This window comes from Aureibaculum sp. 2308TA14-22, from assembly GCF_040538665.1.
GTDB lineage: Bacteria > Bacteroidota > Bacteroidia > Flavobacteriales > Flavobacteriaceae > Aureibaculum.
Map to the genome: position 1 here is coordinate 737,679 of NZ_JBEWXT010000001.1, position 18,936 is coordinate 756,614.

Consider the following 18,936-nt stretch of genomic DNA (forward strand, 5'->3'; position numbering starts at 1 on the left):
TATGATTTGTAAATTGGCTTTTAAATTCTGCCATCTTGTCATTTTAATCAGCTTGGTATTTTTTTTGACTAGTGTTGTTTATATTTTAAAATAATTTAAACTTAATATATTATGGCAAAAGGAACTATTAATGTTTCAGTTGAAAACATATTTCCACTAATTAAAAAATTCTTGTATTCAGATCATGAAATCTTTTTACGCGAATTAATATCTAATGCAACAGACGCAACTTTAAAGTTAAAACACCTTTCTACTATTGGTGAAACTAAGGTTGATTATGGCAATCCTCAAATTGAAGTCAAGATTGATAAAGACGGAAAAAAACTCCATATCATCGACCAAGGAGTGGGAATGACCAAGGAAGAAGTTGAGAAATATATTAACGAAGTTGCTTTTTCTGGTGCTGAAGAGTTTTTAGAAAAGTATAAAGATTCTGCCAAAGATTCTGGAATTATCGGTCATTTTGGACTTGGTTTTTATTCCGCTTTTATGGTGGCAGAAAAAGTAGAAATTATTACTAAATCACATGTCGAAAAAGAAGATGCTATGCTTTGGGTTTGTGATGGTTCTCCTGAATTCACTTTAACCAAAGCCAAGAAAAAGGATAGAGGTACAGAAATCATCTTACATATGGCTGAGGATTCTACAGAATTTTTGGAAGAACACAGAATCAGGGAATTGTTGTTAAAGTACAACAAGTTTATGCCTGTGCCAATAAAATTTGGAACGAAAGAAATTAACGATCCAGATTTTGAACCCAAAACAACAAAAGATAAAGATGGTAAAGAAACTACTGAGCCTCACAAACAGATAACAGTTGATAATATAATCAACAATCCAAACCCAGCTTGGACAAAACAACCAGCAGAATTAAAAAATGAAGATTACAGCTCTTTTTACAGAGAATTGTACCCAATGCAGTTTGAAGAGCCCTTGTTCAACATCCACTTAAATGTCGATTATCCATTTAATTTAACAGGTATTTTGTACTTTCCTAAATTGACGACCAATTTAGATGTCCAAAAGGACAGAATCCAATTGTATCAAAATCAGGTATTTGTAACCGATAACGTGGAAGGAATCGTACCTGATTTTCTACAAATGTTACGTGGTGTAATTGATTCACCAGATATTCCGCTAAACGTTTCGCGTAGTTATTTGCAGGCAGATGGAGCTGTAAAAAAGATTTCGAGCTATATCACAAAAAAAGTAGCGGATAAATTGCAATCGTTGTTTAAAAACGATCGAGAAGCTTTTGAAAAGAAATGGAACGACATTAAGATCGTAATTGAATACGGAATGCTTTCTGAGCCTAAATTCTATGAAAAAGCCCAAAAGTTTGCATTGTTCCCAACAGTTGACGATAACTACTTTACTTTTGATGAATTAATTGAAAAAGTAAAACCTGGACAGACGGATAAGGACAAAAATATCGTTTTATTATATGCCACAAATGCAGACGAACAGCATAGTTATATTCAAGAAGCTAAAGAAAAAGGATATGAAGTGTTGTTGTTGGATTCGCCCATAGTTTCTCATTTAATCCAAAAAATTGAAGGTGAAAACTCTGAATTGTCAGCTGAAAAGCAGCCAATAAAATTTGCTAGAGTAGATTCTGATTTTATTGATAACCTTATCAAAAAAGACGAAGAACAAATTTCTAAATTATCTGATGAAGAAAAGACTAAGCTAAAAGAAATTGTTGAGGGGATTGTACCTAAAGAAAAATACACGGTACAATTGGAAGCTTTAGACTCTAAAGCCAATCCGTTTGTGATAACCATTCCTGAATTTATGCGTAGAATGAAAGAGATGAGCCAAACTGGAGGTGGTGGCATGATGGGAATGAGTAATTTCCCTGAAATGTACAATTTGGTGGTGAATACCAATAATGACTTGATGCAGAAAATCTTAAAAGCCAAAGGGAAAAAAGAAGAATATGTAAATCAGGCCTTAGACTTGGCAAAACTGTCTCAAAACCTATTAAAAGGTAAAGATTTGACCAGTTTTATCAAACGTAGTTTCGACCTTATGAAATAAATAGGTATTAATCCCGTTAGGGCTCGGGATAGAATTTTGAACCGCTTTTCTTTGATAAGAAAAGCGGTTTTTTATCGTAATTAAATTTAACTTAAATTACCTTTACGGTATATAAGAAATGGTAAAAGAAACCTTAAAAAATATAGAATTATTTATAAAAGGGGCTAGTTTTTACAGAGGTATTGTATTAACAATTGCTGTAATCATCCCAATGGTTTTGTTATATGTTATAGATCAAACATCAATTATCTTACCTATTGTTTTCGGAACTTTTGTAAATGCACCAAGTGATATTCCAGGAAGTTTGAAACGAAAAGTGAATGGAATTTTAATCAGTATTGTATTGACGGTAGCGGTTACTGCAATAGTTTTATTTGCCAAACCCTATTTTTTTATATTATTGATTGTACTTGCTTTTTTATCCTTTTTTTGTGCAATGATTGCCATATATGGCTTTAGAGGATCGTTAATTGCATTTTCTGGATTGTTGGCCATGGTATTGGCTCTAGCAGTAAAGAACCTATATGGTGTGGATATTTTATTGCATGCTGGCTTTATGATAATTGGTGGCTTATGGTATCTATTATTTTCATTTCTGTTAAACAGAATATCTTCTAAAAAAGACGAGAAACAGCTACTCTCAGAAGCTTTAGACTTAACTGGAGAATACTTGGAAATAAGGGGTGAATTGTTGGTGGAAAGAGAGCAACATGATACACTTTTCAAAAAGATTTTAGAATTACAGACCAAAATTAACGAAAAGCACGAAACCCTTAGAGAATCGTTATTTATAAAAAGAAAGAAATCTGGTCGCTCCCATTACGAAGAAAAACGATTGCTCATCTTTATTTCGTTGGTAGATATTTTAGAACTTGCTATTGCAAATACTATTGATTACTCAAAAATCGACATACTGTTTAAGCCTGAAAAAAGAGACTTGATAGCATTTAAAGAAGTCAATAAGGCTATGGGTAATCATTTAAGGATGTTGTCAGAAAAAATCATAAATAATGATAAGGTTCCTTCTAAGAACACCTTGCTAATAGTTTTTGAAAAAGCAGAGCAAACTATTGAAAATTACGTGAACGAAATAGGTCTGCCAAAGGCTAGAGAAGGAGCATTGACTTTACGAAATCTTTATAGTTACCAGTTGCAATTGTTAGACCAAATCAGAGCTATCAGAAGAGCAATGTCAAATGTTGAAAATGCATCTAAATTATCGTTGAAAAGGCAGGATGCGAGCCAGTTTATTACACTGCAAGAATACAGTTTTTCATTGCTTTTCGAGCATTTAAGTTTTAAGTCTACTATTTTTAGACATGCTTTGCGTTTAAGTGTAACCGTAGTAACTGCATATTTATTAGGGAGTTTTTTAGACATAAAAAATGCGTATTGGATAATTCTGACCCTAATCGTTATTATGCGACCTAATTATGGACTGACCAAAGAGCGTTCTCTAAATAGAATTATTGGAACTGTAATTGGGGCTGCGGTTGCTGCATTGATTATTTTTACAACCCAAAACATAATTGTCTATGGTGTTTTGGCCATATTATCATTAACTTTTGCTTTTTCGTTAATTCAACAAAACTACAAAGCCGGAGCAGCTTTTATTACGCTGCATGTTATTTTTGTGTATGCATTATTACAACCTGATGCATTTGAAGTAATAGGTTACCGTGTGTTGGATACTTTAATTGGAGCAATATTGGCAGTCATTGCAAACTATATACTTTGGCCATTATGGGAGTTTAGGAATTTGGATCAGGATATTTTAGAGGTGCTTAAAAGAAATGATAATTATCTGTTGGCAACCAAAGAAATGTACAATTCAAAAAACGCACTTCATCCGCAATATAAAGTGCCTAGAAAAGAGGCCTTTTTGGCAATGAGTGAATTAAACGCTGCATTTCAGAAAGTAACAGAAGACCCTAGGTCTAAACAAAAAGAATTTTCTCTTATCTATGATATTGTTACGTTAAATCATACTATTATATCAGCTATTGCTTCTTTGGGAAGTTTTATTCAAAAACACGAGGTGAATTCCCTAAAAGAGCAGTTTGATGTTTTTATAGAACACCTAAGTAATACGTTGAAAGAAACTGCTAATATTTTAGATAAAAATAAAAAATTAGAAATTACCGCTCAGGATAGTGTAGAAACTGCAAAAGAAGAGTTATTGGATAACTACGTTAATTTAGCTAATGAGCGAAATCAAGAAATACAATCTGGTCAATTGGGCATTAAAAAAGAAATGCTTATCAATTTGCAAGAAGCACATCTACTGTACAATCAGTTAATTTGGCTAAAAAACTTAACGGAAAATCTTAAAAAAGCAACGTTTAAATATAAAAATGTTTTACGATAATTCTATATACTCAATCTTTTGTTAAAATAGTTTTTCAGTATAATAATTTGTACTAAAAAAAGCACAGATACTATTGTAGCTGCATAAATTGTTGTATTAGAAAAATTTAATTCAGGTATAAGATTTTTGCTAAAATCAAGTTCGAAATAATTCATCCATTTTGATTTTGCTAGGTTTCCGTAAAGCGTTATGTAGGTTAACAGTGCAATTATTGAAACACAAATAAGTACCCATATTTTTTTTGAAATTAGCGGTTTGTACTCAAATACTTTTTGCTGGTTCATTTGCTCAACTTGAGCCATAATGGTATTTGAAAAATCTGTAGATGTTGAATGTAATTCATTATCAAGCATCACCTTATCTATTAATTTTTCTATATTTTTACTTTCTTCCGTATTCATAATGCTCTATTATTTCTGGTGATAACCTTTTTTTTAAAATAGTTGCTAATTTTTTTCTACTTCTAAACAGTTTCACTTTTATATTATTTGGTTTTAAATTAACAATTTTTGCTATTTCATCCAATGATAAATCTTCAAAATAATACAAGGTTAATAAAAAACTATCCTCACTTGGTAGCAATTGCATACAATTTTTAATCGCAATTTTTCTTTCTTCTTGCTCCATTGTGTCCAATACATTTTCCAGTGTTTTAATTTGGTTTTCGGTAAATTCATTAATGGCCACGGTTTGTTGTTGTCGTTTTGTCTTTTTTAAACGATCCAAGCATGTATTATAGGCAATACTGTAGAGCCAAGTTGAAAATTTTGATTCTCCTTTAAATTTATTTAATGACTTAAAAGCCTTTATAAACGTATCTTGGCTTATTTCTTCAGCTTCCTCCTTGTTTTTAACCATCCGCAACGCTAACGTATATACCAAATCCTTATAACAATTAACTAATACTGAGTATTTCTGAGTATCACCATCTAGTATTTCTGTTATATAATTTTGGTCACTGATTTCGGTCATATAACTATATGACTTCAAAAAATAAGTTTTGGTTACACTTTTATTGAAAAAATATGTTGTTAAATCTGTAACCATAATTAAAAGTGTACCGTCATAAACAATATAACACATTAAAATTAATCAATTAAAATTTAACTAATTATGGGATCAGAAGTAATCATATTACCATTAATCTTTGCAGGAATTTTCGGAATTTTCTATTTGTATTTTACAACAAGGAATAAAGAACGGATGGCACTAATTGAAAAAGGAGCAGATGCAAAGATATTTGCTAGAGGTAGAGAACATACGGCTCCAGTATGGAAAGTTTTGACGCTTAATTTGGCATTGTTGCTGATGGGGATAGGTGCAGGTATTGTTATTGGAGGAATTCTTCATCAAAACCTTAATGACCCGCAGCATATTATAATGCCAGGTACAATTTTCTTAATGGCTGGTACTGGCTTACTAGTCGGATTCTTTTTAACAAAGAACTTAGATAAAGAATAGATTTCTTTTAGTAATTGACAACAACAAAAAATCCGCTTTAAAAGCGGATTTTTTGTTGTTTTATTCTATAGAGAAATCAAAATAAGTATCAGGATAAGGCTCTTTAGCTAACGTAAAATGCCACCATTCTTTTTCATGTGGCTTAAAACCGTGTTTTACCATTCTACGTTGTAACATTAATCGAATGGAACGTTGGTTTTTGGTAACGTTTTTATAATTTACATTAGATCTTTCATCAAATAAATCAAAATCACTACCTAAGTCTAATATATGTCCAGTTTTTAAAGATACTATGGTTAAATCTACCGTACTTCCTCTACTATGTCCAGATTTAGCGGAAATATATTCCTCTTTAAATAAATCCTTTTTATCTATGTTAGGATAGTATTTTTCTTTCATTTTGGTGTCAGTGGTATCTTGTGCCCATTTTATAAATTGATTAACAGCACGCTGTGGTCTGTAAGCATCAAACACCAATAGGCCAAAGCCTAATTTTTCAAATTCTTGTTGTACTTTCTTTAATGCCTCTGCAGCCTCTACGGTTAAGATACATTTAGGTTTGTTGTACCCATCGATTGGTCGTCCAATAAAGTTATTATCTGAATAATAACGTAAATCGGTTCTTAATTTAGGGATAACCTCTTTTACATAAACAAAACCTTCAGGTAGCGTACCTGATTTATTCTGAGCTTGAATTTGAACAGAAATACTAACTAATACTATAACTGATAAAAGTTTTATGAAATTTAAAATTTTCATTAATTTAATCTTTTGGGTTAAGAGTTTAACGCTAAAGTATTCAATATATTTTATAAAAAAGTGTAATGGCAAGTGAGTAGTAAGGTAATAAGCTTAACTATTACAAGCTTTAAAAAATAAAATTTTCATTATTTATCAATTAAAAAAGTTACCATTCAAACTTTAAATATAAAGGTAAGATAGAACCTCAAATAGGTTTTATCACTATATTTAAGCAAAATTTAAGAGTAAAATGGATCAAAAATTAATGTCTAAGAAAAAGCCTGCCTTTCCTATTACGGATAAGCTTTCAAATTATCTTACCAAACATGGCAGGAATATTAAGATCCCTATTTTTTATGAAGATTTGTTGCGTTTTCAGGGAGCAGTAGAAATTTTTGATGAAGATGGAAACGATACGTTGTGGGTCAGTGTATATTTTGCAGAACATGAACGCGATGAGATAGAAATGAGCTTAAAACGTATTTATACCATTTTAAATGCTGATGGTAGTGATACTATGATACCTTATTTGAATATTGATAGCATTGATTTTTGCACTTTTGGCAATTCAAAACCATTTAGAATTAAGGTTAGAAATATTTTAAATGACAATTACCTCTTTTTTTATATTAAAAAAGCAGATGCATCACGTATTTATGGGTTGGAGCTTGAACACTTATTATCACCAAATTATATTTATTTTCTAGTTTATAAAGATACTTTAATTGAAGAGCATATCTCAGGAATACCAGGCGATACTTTTATTGAAAAACATTTAGATTTATGTTCGGAACAAGACAAAAGAGCTATAGCGAAAGAGTTTGTAAAGTTTAACGAACGTTGTTTTGTGCGTTTATTAGGTGACATGCGTTCCTATAATTATGTAATGGTTTTGACTCATGACTTTGATAGAATTCAATATAGAATTAGAGCTATTGATTTTGATCAACAAAGTTTTGAGGGCAACCCAAAAGTTTATAAGCCCCAATTTTTAAAAGAGAATAACAAGCTGGTAGAAATGACTACTGATGTTTTGCGAAGAGAATCAATTGACCAATATAAATTAGAAGAACGTTCTTTATTAGCTAAAAGAGCCACAAGTGAACAAACAAGATTAGATGAGGTGTTGAATTGCATGGGTAATGATGTATTATCCTCGACCGAGAAAATAAAAGAACTTAAAAATGGACTGTTAGAATTAACCGGTGATGTTAATTTTAAAAAATCTGAGAGTATGGGTGAAATATTAAAAAGTGCATTAAATTTTGTGAATAGAAATTATCAAAACTTAAATCCTTATATTATTAGAAATAATCAGATTGATAAAATTTAATTATCCAAAAATATCTTCTAATATTTTTGCCAATCGGATACCGCCAATTTGTAATTGTTTTCTAACGGTTTTAAAATAATCGTAGTTATATTGATAACGTAAGTTTTCACCTATCTCTACAGAACCGTAAACTTCTTTTGTCAATTTATGCATGCCATTTACCCAATCAACTACTGATCCTTTTTTAATAACCTTAATCTGTTCTTTTGATAAATCCTCGGCATTTTCTGCCAATTCTAAATAACTCATGCCCCATTCTTCAATCATATTTTCATCCCATACTCTATGTAAATTTGTACCTCTACCAAACCACTGTACTTGTATGGTGTTGCCACCTTTGTCTTCGGCTCTGCCAACATGCATTGGTTGATGCAGATCACCTACTAAATGCACTAGCATCTTTAAGTAAAAAACCTTGTCTTCTTTAGAGCTATTCTCGTCTTTCAAAACTTCAACACATTTATTAATTCCTGTAACCAAATCACCTTTTGGGTTTTTTTCGGATGTTTCATAAGTTTTATCAAAAGGCATGTTCACATAATGCCATGTATAGAATTTGTCATATTTTCTATCTGATTTTATTTCGTCTCCATAAGTTGAAACAAAGGCCAGACTTTGCCCATCAAGTAACTTGTCAATTTTTTTAAGCACTCTTTTCTTTAGGTAACTCTCTGCAATTTCTCCTGTTGCTCTATGACCGGTTGGTCCCCAATCAGTAACTGAAGCAAATATGGAACTTGAAATAAACAATGCTGATAAAAAAAGTGAAATTTTTGAACTCATACTAAAGATTTTGTACAAAAATAGGAAATTAATTGGTGATATTATTTGCAAATATCAAAAATAATGTTATATCTTTGTGATATCAAATTAATATCATAATAAATTTACAAACAAACTAATATTAAATCTTAATACAATGAAAGAAGAGAAAATTATAAAAGTGCCCAACGGTTATTTCATGTTGTTTTTTGCCCTCGTTTTAATTGGCGGTGGTATTTACGGATTCATCAATATCGATATTGCATTTGTTATAGCAGTAGTTATTGGAATTTTTTTACTGCCAGGATTTTTCTTGGTAAACCCTAATACATCAAAAGTGTTGTTGCTTTTTGGTAAATATGTAGGTACGGTTAAAGAAAATGGTTTCTTTTGGGCTAACCCGTTTTATACCAAAAGAAAAATTTCTTTAAGGGCAAGTAATTTTGATAGCGAACGAGTAAAGGTAAATGACAAGTTAGGTAATCCGATAATGATTAGTACCATTTTAGTATGGCGTGTACAAAACACTTATAAAGCCGCTTTTGATGTTGATAATTTTGAGAATTTTGTACGTGTACAAAGTGATGCAGCGGTACGGAAATTGGCAAGTTTATATCCTTACGATAATTTTGCGGACGAAGGGTTGGATGAGGATATTACGTTGCGTGCTAGTGTAAATGAGGTAAGTGAGGCTTTGGAAGAAGAACTTTCTGAACGTTTGGCAATGGCAGGTATTGAGGTGCTGGAAGCTAGAATTGGTTACTTGGCGTATGCCCAAGAAATTGCAAATGCTATGTTAAAGCGTCAGCAAGCTACTGCTATTGTTGCTGCTAGACATAAGATTGTTGAAGGTGCAGTGAGTATGGTAGAAATGGCTTTGGACGAATTAAGCAAAAAAGATATTGTAGATCTTGATGAAGAGCGAAAAGCCACTATGGTAAGCAATTTAATGGTGATTTTATGTTCCGATAAAGATGCTACGCCCGTATTGAACACAGGTACTTTAACATAAAAAACGCCTCAAGATAGCTATCGGGGCAACCTTCTACGAAAGGGGGTAGCGTTAAATAGGAATATAAAAAAACAGAAGTAAAATGAAAGAATATAAAGTAGTTACTTGGAAACGGGGATTGACAGGGAATAATAGAAAATTAGAAGATACATTAAACCAACATGCACAATCAGGTTGGACGGTCCGCCATATTGCAGAACAATCTACTAGGATAGTTTTTGAAAGGGATAAAAACAGATAGTTTGGGTGTGATTTCCAAATTTAAATCTAATTTATAATGAAAATTTTCAGAGAAAAACAAAAATTTAATCAGTGGTGGCTTTATATTATTATCGGAGCTTCTTTATTGGCAATGATAATTCCTGTAGCTATAAATTCTGAAGAAATACTTCAAGATAAAGTTGCTAAAATAGCTCTGTCTATTTCATTTTTATTGACCTTAGCTGCAATTCTTATAATACGCATGATAACACTGCATACAAGAATTGACGAAAAAGGAATACATTATAGATTTACTCCTTTTCATAGAAAGCAATACTTAATAGCTTGGAGTGATATTAGCAATGTGTATGTGAGAAAATATAATGCAATTTCGGAGTATGGTGGTTGGGGATATAGAGGTAATATTTTAAGATCTAGCGGCAAAGTATCTAATGGTAAAGCATACAACATTAAAGGTAACCAAGGCATTCAAATAGAATTAACCAATGGAAAAAAAATGTTAATAGGAACACAAAAAGAAGTTGAAGTTCAAAGGGTTTTAGATACTTATCAATCAAAATTTATAAAAACTACAGAATGAAAATTATAGTTATTATGTTGTGTTTTTGTATAACCATTATTGGATATGCACAAGAAAATAATTATAAAGGAAAAGAATTGAATATTCCATCCGAAAAGGTAACTATTAAAAGTGCTTTAATAACGCAAAAAACTAATATTTATATTAATGGTGATTTACCAATTAGTGAAAAATTGGTAACAGGAGTTGCAAAATTTATCAACCAAAAAGTGGTGGTAAAGAAGTAGTATATATTATGGCTAAGAAAAAAGCATTTGCATTACGGATAAATGAGGAAACTTTTAAAGCTATTGAAAAATGGGCTGCTGATGAATTTCGAAGCACCAATGGTCAAATAGAGTGGATGTTGCAGCGGAGTTTAAAAGAGGCGAAGCGGGAGCCTAAGAAAAAAGAAAAAGAGTAAGAACTTCTTGAAGAGACTTTTATAAAAAATGATATATTTGGGGTATTAATCAGCCAATGAAATACCTTAACAACCTTATCTTTCTGACAATTCTGTTATCCTATTGTATTGTAAACGCACAAAAACAGGTAACAGTAAAGTACATTAGTGAGCCTATAAATATTGATGCTGTTTTAGATGAATCCGCTTGGCAACTGGCTGATAAGGCAGATAAATTTTGGCAATACTTCCCTTCAGATTCCATACAATCTAAGCAGCAATCGGAAATTAAAATGTTATTTGATGATAATTACTTGTATGTAGGCATAAAGGTTTTTGCCTCTGGTAATGATTATGTTATTCCTTCATTACGTAGAGACTTTAGAGCGGGTGGTAATGATAATATCAGTTTGTATTTTGATACTTTTAATGATGGTACCAATGCCTTTTTCTTCGGTACAAATCCTCAGGGAGTTTTAAGAGAGGCTTTAATTTCTGGTGGCGGGTCAGGTAATAATGGCTTTGATACGAGCTGGGATACCAAATGGATTGGTGAATCTAAAATATATGATAATTATTATTTAGCTGAGTGGAGAATACCACTTTCGGCTTTCAAATACAATGAAGGAGAAACCAAATGGCGTTTTAATAGTTACAGATTTGATACGCAAGACAACGAACGCAGTACTTGGACCCAAATCCCTCAGAATCAACCCATTTTTAATTTAGCCTATATGGGTGATATGATTTTTGAAAAACCACTCGGTAAGTCTAAGTCACCCATTTCCTTAATTCCATTTATAAATACAGGTGCATATAAAGATTATGAAGAAAACACTGATGACTTTTCTTTTAAGGTTGGTGGTGATGCAAAAATAACCATCGGTAATAGTATGAACTTAGATTTTACAATCAACCCTGATTTTTCTCAGGTAGAGGTTGACCAGCAAGTCACCAATCTTACACGCTTTAGTATCGCTTTGCCCGAAAGGAGGCAATTTTTTGTTGAAAATAGTGATCTCTTTTCAGATTTTGGTGATAATAGAGATGCAAAACCGTTTTTCTCAAGACGTATTGGTATTGCAGAAGATATTGATGGCAACACTATTGAAAATGATATTATAGCAGGCGTAAGGCTTAGTGGAAAGTTAACTAATAATTTAAGATTAGGTATACTAAATATGCAAACTGCAGAAGATGTTGATAATGAGATTGCTGCGAGTAATAATGCTGTAGTGGCCTTGCAACAAAAAATGTTTAGCCGTTCTAATTTAAGTTTTATGTTTATAAATAAACAAGCAACAAAAGACTATGATTTTCTAGAAGAAACAGATACTTATAATAGAGTTTTAGGCTTAGAGTATAATCTGGCTTCTGCTGATAATACTTGGTTTGGCGAATATTATTTACACAAATCATTTTCTCCAAATGTAAAGTCGAAAGATTATTCTTTCGGAGTGTCAACGGAATATAATGCTAAAAACTTTAATGCAAGACTTAGCGGTCGTTTTGTCGATGATAATTTCAGGTCGGACCTAGGTTTTGTAAGACGTACAGATATTTTTAAGATAGATCCCAAAATAGGATATAATTTTTGGCCAAAAAAAGGAATATTTAATCAGCATAGTATTAGTGTTGTTCCCATTTTTATCTGGAAACCAGAACTCAATTTTAAAAATTCTGACTATATTATAATTACAGATTGGGAAAGTAAATTTAATAACCAATCAGAATTGACTTTATCAATGTTTAACCGCTATACATATTTATTTGACGAGTTTGACCCTACTAGGTCTGACGATGGAATTCCGTTGCCAGCAGAGAGTGATTATAGCTATACAAGTTTTGAATTGAGTTACCAATCAGACAGGAGTAAACAGTTCTCTTATGAGCTAGAATCTTCAGTTGGCCAGTTTTATAATGGTAACAAATTTTCTTTAGAGGCACAATTAGGATGGCGATTACAGCCTTACTTTTTTGCCTCAGCAAACATAAATTATGATAAAATTAATTTACCGGCTCCTTATCAAGATGCTTCTATTTGGTTGGTCGGGCCAAAAGCCGATATAACTTTTAGCAAAAAGCTATTTTGGTCAACTTTTGTGCAATACAGTAATCAACGTGATAATTTTGGAATTAATTCTAGATTGCAATGGCGGTTTAAACCATTGTCAGATTTATTTATTGTTTATAACGATAACTATTTTGCAAATGGTTTTGCTCCACGTCAACGGTCGCTATCGATTAAGTTTACCTATTGGATAAGTATTTAAACTAAGAGATTGGCCTGACTCAGCTTTTAAACATATTGCATATATTTGAAGTATTAAAAATCATCCCATGAAAAATATATTTTTCTTTTGCTTACTTTTTCTAATTACACTTACTACATTTTCTCAATTAAAATCACCTGCCGAATTTTTGGGCTATGAACTTGGTGACCGTTTTACCAGACATCACCAAGTGGTAGATTATTTTAAACATATTGCCAAGGAAAATGAAAATGTAAAATTGATAAAGTATGGCGAAACTTATGAGAATCGCACATTACAATTAGCATTTATTACAGCACCTAAGAATTTCTCTAAATTAGAAAATTTACGTACCAATCATTTAAAATCCATTGGTATCTTAAATGGAGAAGCCAATTCAGAAATATCTATTGTTTGGTTGAGCTATAATGTACACGGGAACGAATCAGTAAGTACAGAAGCAGCTATGAAAACCCTATACGCTTTGGTAGATTCTAACAACACTGAAACTAAAAAATGGTTAGAAAATACCATTGTAATTATTGACCCTTGTATCAATCCCGATGGGCGAGATCGTTATGTTAATTGGTACAACCAATATCAAAACAAACCCTATAATATTAATCCCGATTCTAAAGAACATCATGAGCCTTGGCCAGGTGGTAGAGCTAATCATTACCTGTTCGATTTAAATAGAGATTGGGCTTGGGCAACACAAACAGAAACCCAATCACGTTTAGAAGAATACAACAAATGGATGCCACATGTCCATGTAGATTTTCACGAACAGGGAGTTAATAGTCCATATTATTTTGCTCCAGCAGCAGAACCTTACCACGAAATAATAACTGACTTTCAACGTGAGTTTCAAGTAGTCATTGGTAAAAACCACGCCAAGTATTTCGATAAAAATAGCTGGTTATATTTTACTAAAGAAAGATTTGATTTGTTATACCCTAGCTATGGAGATACCTACCCTATGTATAATGGAGCTATTGGTATGACTTATGAACAAGGCGGTAGCGGAAGAGCAGGTTTGGGAATTAAAACCGCCGATGACGATGTGCTAACGCTCAAGGATAGAATTGCACACCACTACACCACGGGTTTGTCAACTATTGAAATGGCATCTGATCATGCGGATAAATTGCAACAAGAATTTATTGCATACTTTAATAGGGCTACAAATAATCCAAAAGGGAAATATAAAAGTTATGTAATTAGTGGTAGTAATGGAAAAGACAAGTTAAATAGCCTTAAAAAGTTGCTAGAAAAGCATCAAATTAAATACGGAATGCCAACTTCCAATGCCTCTGTAAAGGCTTTTGACTATGAAAGTAATACAACAAAATCAATGCGATTTTCTTCAAAGGATATGGTTATTAATACGAATCAGCCAAAGTCAAATTTCATAAATGCATTGTTTGAACCTCAAACCAAAATTGTTGATTCGTTAACCTATGATATTACTGCGTGGTCCATACCTTATAGTAGAGGTTTAAAAGCGTATGCTTTAGCTAACGCTCTAGCATCAGAATCAATGCCTGCAGATGCGGTTGGAGCAGACCCAGTAGGCGTTGAAAAGCCATATGCGTATTTGGCAAAATGGAACAGTACTGACGATGCTACCTTTTTAGGCTATTTATTACAAAACAAAGTTAAGGTTCGATTTTCAGAATCTGCTTTTACCATTGAGGGTAATAATTATAAAGCTGGGACTTTGGTTATTACAAGAAGAGGTAATGAAAAGCTGGGCGAAAAATTTGATGCAATTATCCGAAAAGCCACACAAAAATTTGATAGAAAAGTTACCGGAGTAGCTACGGGGTTTGTAACCAAAGGTAAAGATTTTGGCTCAAGTGCCGTCCGTTACCTAAAAGCTCCTAAAATTGCGGTACTTTCTGGTGATGGAGTTTCTTCACTCGGCTTTGGAGAAATTTGGCACTTTTTTGAGCAACAAATTCATTACCCGATAACTGTTTTGGATACGGAATATTTCAATAGGGTAAATTTAGACAAATATAATGTTTTGGTGCTGCCAAGTGGCTGGTACGATAGCTTGCTCAATAAGGATAAATTAAAGGAAATAAAAAAATGGGTCCAAAACGGAGGAAGGTTAATTGTCATAGACAGAGCCCTTAGTGTTTTTGCCGATAGCGAGGCCTTTGACTTATCAAATTATAAAGATGATGATGAAAAGTCTGAAAAACAAAAAGAGAAGAAAGCACAAAAACAAAAATTAGAACTTGAGGCTTACGATCAATTGGAGCGTAAATCATTATCCAATCTAATAACCGGAAGTATTTTTAAAGCTACGATGGATAATACACACCCTCTAGGTTTTGGGTATGGAAAAAATTACAATACTTTACGTTTAAGTAGCAATAGGTATGCCTACTTGAAAAATGGAAGCAACGTGAGTGTAATTAAAAGTAAAAACGATTTAGTAAGCGGGTTTGCAGGGGCAAATGCCCTAAACGATATTGAAAAATCATTAGTTTTTGGTGTTGAAAGAAAGGGTAGAGGAGCAGTAATTTATTTAGCAGATAACCCATTGTTCAGAAGCTTTTGGGAAAACGGAAAGTTAGTGTTCTGCAATGCCGTTTTTATGGTAGGTCAATAACTTTGTAATGTCATTCCGAACGAAATATTTAATGGAGTGAGGAATCTGCTAAATTTGAATACTAAAAAATAACAATACAAATAGCGAATAATTAATACTATGGATACATCACCTCTTTTTACCAATGACACCATTGTTTTCGGATTACTAATGTTAGCCTTGGGCTTTATTTTTTATACATCCTCAAAAAAAGAAGGTTTTTGGAAAAAGTTTTATGGTATAGTGCCTGCTTTATTTGTGGCATATATGCTACCCGCTGTGTTTACCACTGCAGGTTTAATTGCCCCTGAATGGCAAACGGTCTCAGATACAGGTGAAGTCACAGAACACAGTACCAGCTTATATTATATGTCTAGCCGTTACTTATTACCAGCAGCATTAGTACTCATGACCCTAAGTATCGATTTAAAAGCAGTATTCAATCTAGGTTGGAAAGCCTTGGTCATGTTTTTTACCGGAACGGTCGGGATAATCATAGGTGGGCCCATTGCTATTTTATTAGTTTCTATGTTTTCGCCCGAAACTGTTGGTGGTGCTGGGCCAGATGCTGTATGGAGAGGTTTGGCCACTTTGGCCGGAAGTTGGATTGGTGGTGGTGCCAACCAAACGGCCATGCTGGAAATTTACGGGTTTAACCAAAAATTGTATGGCGGAATGGTCTTTGTGGATATTGTAGTGGCAAATATTTGGATGGCGATAATTTTAATAGGTATTGGTAAGTCTAAACGTATAGATAAATGGTTAAAAGCAGATACTTCGGCCATTGAGAGCCTTAAAGAAAAAGTTTCTACCTATTCCGCAGAGATTACCAGAAACCCAAGTTTGAGCGACCTTATGATTATGGCTGGGATTGCTTTTGGTGCGGTTAGTTTTGCTCATTTTTCGGGAGATTATTTGGCAGAACTCTTTACTGGTGTTGTCGGTGGTATCGAAAACCCCACAACCAAAAACGTATTTACATTTTTAGATTCCAAGTTCTTTTGGATGATAAGTATTTCAACGATTATCGCCATTGCATTATCTTATACTAAAGCTAAAAATTTCGAAGGAGCAGGTGCAAGTAAATTCGGCAGTGTATTTATCTATATTTTGGTAGCTACTATAGGTATGAAAATGGACTTGACCTTGATTTTTGACAATATGGGCTTATTGGCTATTGGGTTGGTTTGGATGACAATTCATGCGGCACTTTTAATTTTAGTAGCTAAATTGATAAAAGCACCTTATTTCTTTCTGGCTGTAGGCAGTCAGGCAAATGTTGGTGGTGCGGCATCTGCACCGATAGTGGCATCTGCTTTTCATCCTTCATTGGCAACCGTTGGGGTGTTGTTGGCCGTTTTCGGATATGCCGTAGGTACAGTTGGAGCTATCGCTTGTACAATTTTAATGCAGATTGTTGCACAATAAAGTGATTAGTGGTTAGCTTTTAGTGGTTAGTTTGTATAACATTTTAAATTTATGTATTTCAAAAACTCTAATTACTAACCACTATCCACTACAATCTATTTACATATATTTGCACTCGTAAAATTTATCTCAATTCAATGAAAAAAATACTTACTCTAGTTCTAGTTGGTCTAGTTTTAATAGCCTGTGGAAAAGATTCTGAAAATACTATGATTGTTCAGGGTACGATAAAAGATCTTAAAAAAGGTACGCTATACTTGCAAAAACAGAACGATTCACTAATGGTAACGGTTGATTCAATTACTTTGGATGGAACAGAGATTTATACGTTATCTGCCGAGATTGAAAGTCCAGAAATGTACTATCTATCTTTAGACAAATCACCTAGTAAAGAAATTGCTTTTTTTGGTGAAAGAGGAACAATAACTATCAATACAAAATTAGATAAATTTCAAATTTCGCCAGAAATTAACGGATTGACCAACCAAGAACTATTGGACGAATACAATGATATGAAAAGTAAATACAGCGGAAAACGTTTAGATTTGGTTAAGGCTGATTTTGAGGCGAAACGAGACAATGACACTGTTAGTATTGATTCGATTGCTAAGGCTATAAATAATTTGTTAAAAAATAGGTACAGATATGCTATTGGTTTCGCGTTGAGAAATAAGGATAAAGAAGTTGCTCCTTTTGTTGCGTTAACCGAGTTTAGCGATGCCAACTTAATGTGGATAGATAGTGTTAATAATAGTCTAACTCCAGAGATTAAGGATTCTAAATACGGTAAAATTTTAAACGATTTTATTATAGAGCGGAAGAAAAATAATAATTAGTATTCAGCCCGTAGTTTTCAGTTACAAACTTTACTGAAGACTGAAGACTGTCGACTGTCAACTGATTAGAATCTATTATCACCATCCAATAAATCACCAATACCACCTAAAATACTACCCTCACCTTTACTTTTACCTCCCGTTCTTGGTACAGAAGCGATAATTCTGCCTGCCAACCTACTAAAAGGTAAAGACTGTACATAAACCGTACCTGGACCAGTCAAAGTAGCAAAGAATAAACCTTCGCCACCAAAAACGGTATTTCTGATACCCCCTACAAATTCAATATCGTAATTTACACCTTGTGTAAAACCAACTAAACAACCCGTATCTACTTTTAATTTTTCTCCAGCTTGCAGTTCTTTTTTAGATACTGTACCACCAGCGTGCATAAATGCCATGCCGTCACCTTCTAATTTTTGCATGATAAAACCTTCACCTCCAAATAAACCCCTACCCAGTTTCTTAGAAAATTCAATACCAACGGAAACACCTTTGGCAGCACATAAAAAAGCATCTTTTTGACAGATAAATTTGCCATTAAAATTGGTTAAGTCAAGTGGAATAATCTTGCCAGGATAAGGCGAAGCAAAAGAAACTTTCTTTTTACCATGTTCAATATTCAAAAAAACAGTCATAAATAAACTTTCTCCCGTCAACAAACGTTTTCCAGCAGAGAATAGTTTTCCCATAAAACCTTCTGTTTGCCCAGATCCATCGCCAAAAATAGTACTCATTTTAATCCCGTTATCCATCATCATAAAACTTCCTGCTTCGGCTACAACGGCTTCTTGCGGATCAAGTTCAATTTCTACAAATTGCATTTCTTCTCCGTAAATGGTATAATCTATTTCGTGTGATGTCATGGTATTGAGGTTTTAAATTAGAGTTATTAAAATTACTAAATTCTTTGTTAA

The 18,936-nt window shown here is 33.0% G+C and carries 18 protein-coding genes; 13 read left to right on the forward strand and 5 right to left on the reverse strand.

Annotation, left to right across the window (positions count from 1 at the left end; all coding sequences use genetic code 11):
* Positions 1 to 111 precede the first annotated feature (111 nt).
* Positions 112 to 2,040 (forward strand): molecular chaperone HtpG, encoded by a 1,929-nt coding sequence (gene htpG, locus U5A88_RS03325; RefSeq protein ID WP_354203758.1) that lies wholly within the window; start codon positions 112 to 114, stop codon positions 2,038 to 2,040.
* Between the two features lie 118 nt (positions 2,041 to 2,158).
* A complete protein-coding gene (locus U5A88_RS03330; RefSeq protein ID WP_354203760.1) occupies positions 2,159 to 4,408 on the forward strand; it encodes an FUSC family protein in 2,250 nt (749 codons plus the stop codon).
* A 2-nt stretch (positions 4,409 to 4,410) separates the two neighbouring features.
* Here U5A88_RS03330 and U5A88_RS03335 read toward each other — a convergent pair whose 3' ends face one another.
* Complete coding sequence (locus tag U5A88_RS03335) at positions 4,411 to 4,809, reverse strand: hypothetical protein (protein WP_354203762.1); 399 nt, start codon at positions 4,807 to 4,809, stop codon at positions 4,411 to 4,413.
* Positions 4,790 to 5,398 carry an RNA polymerase sigma factor gene (locus tag U5A88_RS03340; RefSeq protein WP_354203764.1) on the reverse strand — a complete coding sequence of 203 codons (609 nt, stop codon included), beginning with the start codon at positions 5,396 to 5,398 and terminating at the stop codon, positions 4,790 to 4,792. The genes U5A88_RS03335 and U5A88_RS03340 overlap by 20 nt, the downstream gene beginning before the upstream one ends.
* 123 nt (positions 5,399 to 5,521) lie before the next feature.
* Between U5A88_RS03340 and U5A88_RS03345 the strand changes: the two genes are divergently transcribed.
* Positions 5,522 to 5,869 (forward strand): DUF6249 domain-containing protein, encoded by a 348-nt coding sequence (locus tag U5A88_RS03345; protein WP_354203766.1) that lies wholly within the window; start codon positions 5,522 to 5,524, stop codon positions 5,867 to 5,869.
* A 60-nt stretch (positions 5,870 to 5,929) separates the two neighbouring features.
* On the opposite strand, the gene U5A88_RS03350 is transcribed toward U5A88_RS03345, so the two are convergent.
* On the reverse strand, positions 5,930 to 6,628 hold the full coding sequence (locus U5A88_RS03350; RefSeq protein WP_354203768.1) for a M15 family metallopeptidase: 699 nt from the start codon (positions 6,626 to 6,628) through the stop codon (positions 5,930 to 5,932).
* Positions 6,629 to 6,860: 232 nt separating this feature from the next.
* Between U5A88_RS03350 and U5A88_RS03355 the strand changes: the two genes are divergently transcribed.
* Positions 6,861 to 7,943, forward strand: a complete 1,083-nt coding sequence (locus U5A88_RS03355; RefSeq protein WP_354203770.1) for a hypothetical protein — start codon at positions 6,861 to 6,863, stop codon at positions 7,941 to 7,943.
* On the opposite strand, the gene U5A88_RS03360 is transcribed toward U5A88_RS03355, so the two are convergent.
* A complete protein-coding gene (locus U5A88_RS03360; RefSeq protein ID WP_354203772.1) occupies positions 7,944 to 8,726 on the reverse strand; it encodes a S1/P1 nuclease in 783 nt (260 codons plus the stop codon). It abuts the gene before it with no gap.
* Positions 8,727 to 8,862: 136 nt separating this feature from the next.
* Here U5A88_RS03360 and U5A88_RS03365 point away from each other — a divergent pair, with 136 nt between their 5' ends.
* The 9 genes from U5A88_RS03365 to U5A88_RS03405 all read left to right on the forward strand — a co-directional run bounded on the left by U5A88_RS03365 (position 8,863) and on the right by U5A88_RS03405 (position 18,019).
* Positions 8,863 to 9,717, forward strand: coding sequence for an SPFH domain-containing protein (locus tag U5A88_RS03365; RefSeq protein WP_354203773.1), 855 nt, complete (start codon positions 8,863 to 8,865; stop codon positions 9,715 to 9,717).
* An 82-nt stretch (positions 9,718 to 9,799) separates the two neighbouring features.
* Entirely contained in the window at positions 9,800 to 9,958 is a 159-nt protein-coding gene (locus U5A88_RS03370) for a DUF4177 domain-containing protein (RefSeq protein WP_354203775.1), read from the forward strand.
* A gap of 36 nt (positions 9,959 to 9,994) precedes the next feature.
* The gene (locus U5A88_RS03375; protein WP_354203777.1) at positions 9,995 to 10,519 is read left to right on the forward strand and encodes a hypothetical protein; all 525 of its coding nucleotides are present in this window, start codon (positions 9,995 to 9,997) and stop codon (positions 10,517 to 10,519) included.
* Entirely contained in the window at positions 10,516 to 10,746 is a 231-nt protein-coding gene (locus tag U5A88_RS03380) for a hypothetical protein (RefSeq protein WP_354203779.1), read from the forward strand. Before U5A88_RS03375 ends, U5A88_RS03380 begins: the two co-directional genes overlap by 4 nt.
* 8 nt (positions 10,747 to 10,754) lie before the next feature.
* The gene (locus tag U5A88_RS03385) at positions 10,755 to 10,922 is read left to right on the forward strand and encodes an Arc family DNA binding domain-containing protein (RefSeq protein ID WP_354203781.1); all 168 of its coding nucleotides are present in this window, start codon (positions 10,755 to 10,757) and stop codon (positions 10,920 to 10,922) included.
* Positions 10,923 to 10,978: 56 nt separating this feature from the next.
* A complete protein-coding gene (locus U5A88_RS03390; protein ID WP_354203783.1) occupies positions 10,979 to 13,174 on the forward strand; it encodes a DUF5916 domain-containing protein in 2,196 nt (731 codons plus the stop codon).
* Between the two features lie 67 nt (positions 13,175 to 13,241).
* Positions 13,242 to 15,776, forward strand: coding sequence for a M14 family metallopeptidase (locus U5A88_RS03395; protein ID WP_354203785.1), 2,535 nt, complete (start codon positions 13,242 to 13,244; stop codon positions 15,774 to 15,776).
* 99 nt (positions 15,777 to 15,875) lie between these two features.
* Entirely contained in the window at positions 15,876 to 17,183 is a 1,308-nt protein-coding gene (locus U5A88_RS03400) for a DUF819 family protein (protein WP_354203786.1), read from the forward strand.
* Positions 17,184 to 17,320: 137 nt separating this feature from the next.
* On the forward strand, positions 17,321 to 18,019 hold the full coding sequence (locus tag U5A88_RS03405; RefSeq protein WP_354203788.1) for a DUF4369 domain-containing protein: 699 nt from the start codon (positions 17,321 to 17,323) through the stop codon (positions 18,017 to 18,019).
* 65 nt (positions 18,020 to 18,084) lie between these two features.
* Here U5A88_RS03405 and U5A88_RS03410 read toward each other — a convergent pair whose 3' ends face one another.
* Complete coding sequence (locus tag U5A88_RS03410) at positions 18,085 to 18,885, reverse strand: TIGR00266 family protein (RefSeq protein ID WP_354203789.1); 801 nt, start codon at positions 18,883 to 18,885, stop codon at positions 18,085 to 18,087.
* Positions 18,886 to 18,936 lie beyond the last annotated feature (51 nt).

Excerpts from the sequence above, each read along its gene's own strand:
- htpG (WP_354203758.1), top strand. The coding sequence starts at position 112 with ATGGCAAAAGGAACTATTAATGTTTCAGTTGAAAACATATTTCCACTA.
- U5A88_RS03330 (WP_354203760.1), top strand. The coding sequence starts at position 2,159 with ATGGTAAAAGAAACCTTAAAAAATATAGAATTATTTATAAAAGGGGCT.
- U5A88_RS03335 (WP_354203762.1), bottom strand. The coding sequence starts at position 4,809 with ATGAATACGGAAGAAAGTAAAAATATAGAAAAATTAATAGATAAGGTG.
- U5A88_RS03345 (WP_354203766.1), top strand. The coding sequence starts at position 5,522 with ATGGGATCAGAAGTAATCATATTACCATTAATCTTTGCAGGAATTTTC.
- U5A88_RS03350 (WP_354203768.1), bottom strand. The coding sequence starts at position 6,628 with ATGAAAATTTTAAATTTCATAAAACTTTTATCAGTTATAGTATTAGTT.
- U5A88_RS03355 (WP_354203770.1), top strand. The coding sequence starts at position 6,861 with ATGGATCAAAAATTAATGTCTAAGAAAAAGCCTGCCTTTCCTATTACG.
- U5A88_RS03360 (WP_354203772.1), bottom strand. The coding sequence starts at position 8,726 with ATGAGTTCAAAAATTTCACTTTTTTTATCAGCATTGTTTATTTCAAGT.
- U5A88_RS03365 (WP_354203773.1), top strand. The coding sequence starts at position 8,863 with ATGAAAGAAGAGAAAATTATAAAAGTGCCCAACGGTTATTTCATGTTG.
- U5A88_RS03370 (WP_354203775.1), top strand. The coding sequence starts at position 9,800 with ATGAAAGAATATAAAGTAGTTACTTGGAAACGGGGATTGACAGGGAAT.
- U5A88_RS03375 (WP_354203777.1), top strand. The coding sequence starts at position 9,995 with ATGAAAATTTTCAGAGAAAAACAAAAATTTAATCAGTGGTGGCTTTAT.
- U5A88_RS03380 (WP_354203779.1), top strand. The coding sequence starts at position 10,516 with ATGAAAATTATAGTTATTATGTTGTGTTTTTGTATAACCATTATTGGA.
- U5A88_RS03385 (WP_354203781.1), top strand. The coding sequence starts at position 10,755 with ATGGCTAAGAAAAAAGCATTTGCATTACGGATAAATGAGGAAACTTTT.
- U5A88_RS03390 (WP_354203783.1), top strand. The coding sequence starts at position 10,979 with ATGAAATACCTTAACAACCTTATCTTTCTGACAATTCTGTTATCCTAT.
- U5A88_RS03395 (WP_354203785.1), top strand. The coding sequence starts at position 13,242 with ATGAAAAATATATTTTTCTTTTGCTTACTTTTTCTAATTACACTTACT.
- U5A88_RS03400 (WP_354203786.1), top strand. The coding sequence starts at position 15,876 with ATGGATACATCACCTCTTTTTACCAATGACACCATTGTTTTCGGATTA.
- U5A88_RS03405 (WP_354203788.1), top strand. The coding sequence starts at position 17,321 with ATGAAAAAAATACTTACTCTAGTTCTAGTTGGTCTAGTTTTAATAGCC.
- U5A88_RS03410 (WP_354203789.1), bottom strand. The coding sequence starts at position 18,885 with ATGACATCACACGAAATAGATTATACCATTTACGGAGAAGAAATGCAA.